We start from the raw sequence: 3,543 nt of genomic DNA, 5'->3' as shown, positions 1-3,543 counted from the left end.
GCGGGCCCTGACCCGTTTCGACGCCCTCGGCCACCCCGACGCCCAGCGGCTCCGGGAGGGACTCGCCCGGCTGGGCAGGCCCGACGGCTGACGGGCCGTAGGGCCCGGGCGGGGCGGCTCGGGCGGCGTGCCTCCGGCGGCGGCGCAGGCGGCGTATGCCTCAGGCGGCGGCGCGGGAAGGCGTACGGCGCGAGGAGGCGTACGGCTCAGGCGGCAGCGCAAGCGGCGTGCGGGAAGCGGCCCTCGCTCAGGCGGCGTGCGGGACGGCGGCCCTCGCTCAGGCGGGCCGCAGCCAGATCGTGGCCAGCGGCGGCAGCACCGGCAGGATGGAGGCCGGACGGCCGTGCCACCCCGTGGGCTCGGCCTTCAGCGGCTCGGCGTTGGCCACACCGCCGCCGCCGTACCGCCCGTCGTCGGTGTTCAGCACCTCGCGCCACACCGGGACCGCCTCCGGCGTTCCGATCCGGTAGTCCTGGCGGACCACCGGGGAGAAGTTGCTGATGGCCAGCAGCGGGGAACCGTCGGCGTCGAAGCGGAGGAAGGCGAAGACATTGTCCTCGCGGGCGTCGCCCTCGATCCAGGAGAAGCCCTCGGGGTCGGTGTCCCGCTGCCACAGCGCGGGCGTGGCCGCGTACACCTGGTTCAGATCGCGGACCAGATCGCGGACGCCACGGTGGTCGGGCTCGGCGGAGTACGACGGATCCAGCAGCCACCAGTCGGGCCCATGCGCCTCCGACCATTCCGCGCCCTGGGCGAACTCCTGTCCCATGAACAGCAGTTGCTTGCCCGGATGGGCCCACATGAAGCCGAGGTACGCGCGGTGGTTGGCGCGCTGCTGCCACCAGTCGCCGGGCATCTTGGACACCAGGGCCCGTTTGCCGTGCACCACCTCGTCATGCGAGATCGGCAGCACATAGTTCTCGCTGTACGCGTACACCATCGAGAAGGTCATCTCATGGTGGTGGTAGGCGCGGTGCACCGGCTCATGTGCGAGATAGGACAGCGAGTCGTGCATCCACCCCATGTTCCACTTCAGCCCGAAGCCGAGGCCGCCGAAGCCGCTGGGGCCCACATGGTGGGTGGCGCGGGTGACCCCGTCCCACGCGGTCGACTCCTCGGCGATGGTGATCACACCCGGGCAGCGGCGGTAGACGGTCGCGTTCATCTCCTGGAGGAAGGCGACCGCGTCCAGGTTCTCCCGGCCGCCGTGCGCGTTGGGCGTCCACTGGCCGGGCTCGCGGGAATAGTCGAGATAGAGCATGGAGGCGACGGCGTCCACCCGCAGCCCGTCGATATGGAACTCCTCGCACCAGTAGACGGCGTTCGCCACCAGGAAGTTGCGCACCTCCGTGCGCCCGTAGTCGAACTCCAGCGTGCCCCAGTCGGGATGCGCCGCCCGCAGCGGATCGGCGGGCTCGTACAGCGGACGGCCGTCGAACTCGGCCAGCGCCCAGGCGTCCTTGGGGAAATGCGCGGGCACCCAGTCCACCAGCACCCCGATGCCCGCCTGGTGCAGCGCGTCCACCAGGTACTTGAAGTCGTCGGGGGTGCCCAGCCGGGCCGTGGGCGCGTAGAAACCTGTGACCTGATAGCCCCAGGAGCCGCCGAAGGGATGCTCGGCCACCGGCATCAGCTCCACATGGGTGAAGCCCAGGTCCTTCACGTACGCCGGAAGCTGCTGCGCGAGCTGCCGGTAGGTCAGCCCCGGCCGCCAGGACGGCAGATGCACCTCGTAGACGGAGAACGGCAGCTCATGGACGCGCCCGCCCTCCCGGCGCGCCAGCCACGCCGCATCCCCCCAGCGGTGGTGCGAGGCATGGACGACGGAGGCGGTGGCGGGCGGGCATTCGGTGCGCCGCGCCATCGGGTCCGCGCGCAGACAGTGGCCGCCGTCGGGCCGGGTGATCTCGAACTTGTACAGCGCGCCCTCGCCGACCCCGGGCAGGAACAGCTCCCATACGCCGCTGCCGCCGAGCGAGCGCATCGGCAGCGCGGTGCCGTCCCAGTAGGTGAAGTCGCCGGTCAGCCGCACCCCGAGGGCATTGGGCGCCCATACGGTGAAGCGGGTGCCGGCCACGCCCTGATGGGTCATCGGATGCGCGCCGAGCGCCCGCCACAGCTCCTCGTGGCGGCCCTCGCCGATCAGGTGCAGATCGAGTTCGCCGAGGGTGGGCAGGAAGCGGTACGGGTCGTGCAGTTCCAGCTCGGCGTCCTCGTACGTCACCAGCAGCCGGTAGTCCGGGATCTCCCGCAGCGGCAGCACCCCGGAGAACAGCCCGTCCCCCTCGGCCCGCAGCCGGGCGCGCAGCCCGGCGGCGGCGACGGTCACCGAGCGGGCGTACGGGCGCAGACAGCGGAAGAGCACACCGCCGCGCACGGGGTGGGCGCCGAGCAGATCGTGCGGTGCGTGATGCGCTCCGGACAGCAGCCGCCCCCGCTCCTCGTCCCCGAGCGCGGGCGCGGGCCGCACACCGTGCTCGGCGCCCGCCCCGTCGTCGTTCCACCCGCTGCCTCCGGCCAAGGGCCGCCCGGCCACGCGCGAGGGCTCGCCCGTGCCCCCGGGCTCCTCCTGCCGCTTGTGGCCCGCGCGAGCCGCACGCGGCACGGGCGGTGAGCCATAGGACACCCGGGCCTCGCGGCCAGGGCGGGCGCGGTCGGCAGGAGCCTCCTGCCCCGGGCCGCCACTGCCGACGGGCGTCTCCGGCCGCCTGGCCGGGTTCGCCGCTGTGGCGGCGGTGTCGGGGGTTTCCCGGGCGGGGGCGGGCTTGATGCCTGCCGACTCGGCGGAGGCGGGGTCTTGGCGGGGGGTGGGGGCGCGCTCCGGGGTGTTGTCGGGCTCGGGTCGCTGGTCGGGGCGCGGGTGCCTGGCCGGTGTGGTCGCTGCCCGAGGCCCGGTCGCCGGGAGGGGGTTCGCCGCTGTGGCGGCGGGGTCCGGGGTTTCCCGGGCGGGGGCGGGCTTGATGCCTGCCGACTCGGCGGAGGCGGGGTCTTGGCGGGGGGTGGGGGCGCGCTCCGGGGTGTTGTCGGGCTCGGGTCGCTGGTCGGGGCGCGGGTGCCTGGCCGGTGTGGTCGCTGCCCGAGGCCCGGTCGCCGGGAGGGGGTTCGCCGCTGTGGCGGCGGTGTCCGGGGTTTCCCGGGCGGGGGCGGGCTTGATGCCTGCCGACTCGGCGGAGGCGGGGTCTTGGCGGGGGGTGGGGGCGCGCTCCGGGGTGTTGTCGGGCTCGGGTCGCTGGTCGGGGCGCGGGTGCCTGGCCGGTGTGGTCGCTGCCCGAGGCCCGGTCGCCGGGAGGGGGTTCGCCGCTGTGGCGGCGGGGTCCGGGGTTTCCCGGGCGGGGGCGGGCTTGATGCCTGCCGACTCGGCGGAGGCGGGGTCCTCGCGGGGGGACGGGGCCCGCCCCGGGGCGTCCTCGGGGTCCGGCCGCTGGTCCCGGCGCGGGTGTCCGGCCGCTGGGCCTGCTTCCCTGGGCCCGCTCGTCGCGGCGGCCCCCCGCCTCGGGGCGTCGTCCGGGCTCGGGCGTCGGTCCGGGCGTGGATTCCCGGCTG

1 protein-coding gene is annotated in these 3,543 nt (G+C 74.9%); it reads right to left on the bottom strand.

Annotated features, from left to right (window positions below):
• Positions 1 to 277: 277 nt before the first annotated feature.
• On the bottom strand, positions 278 to 2,521 hold the full coding sequence (gene glgB, locus KN815_RS45460; RefSeq protein ID WP_443732348.1) for a 1,4-alpha-glucan branching enzyme: 2,244 nt from the start codon (positions 2,519 to 2,521) through the stop codon (positions 278 to 280).
• Between the last annotated feature and the right edge of the window lie 1,022 nt (positions 2,522 to 3,543).

The organism is Streptomyces niphimycinicus (genome assembly GCF_018883605.1).
In the GTDB taxonomy this organism is placed as follows: Bacteria; Actinomycetota; Actinomycetes; order Streptomycetales; family Streptomycetaceae; genus Streptomyces; species Streptomyces niphimycinicus.
This window is presented reverse-complemented; position numbering and strand designations above follow the sequence as displayed.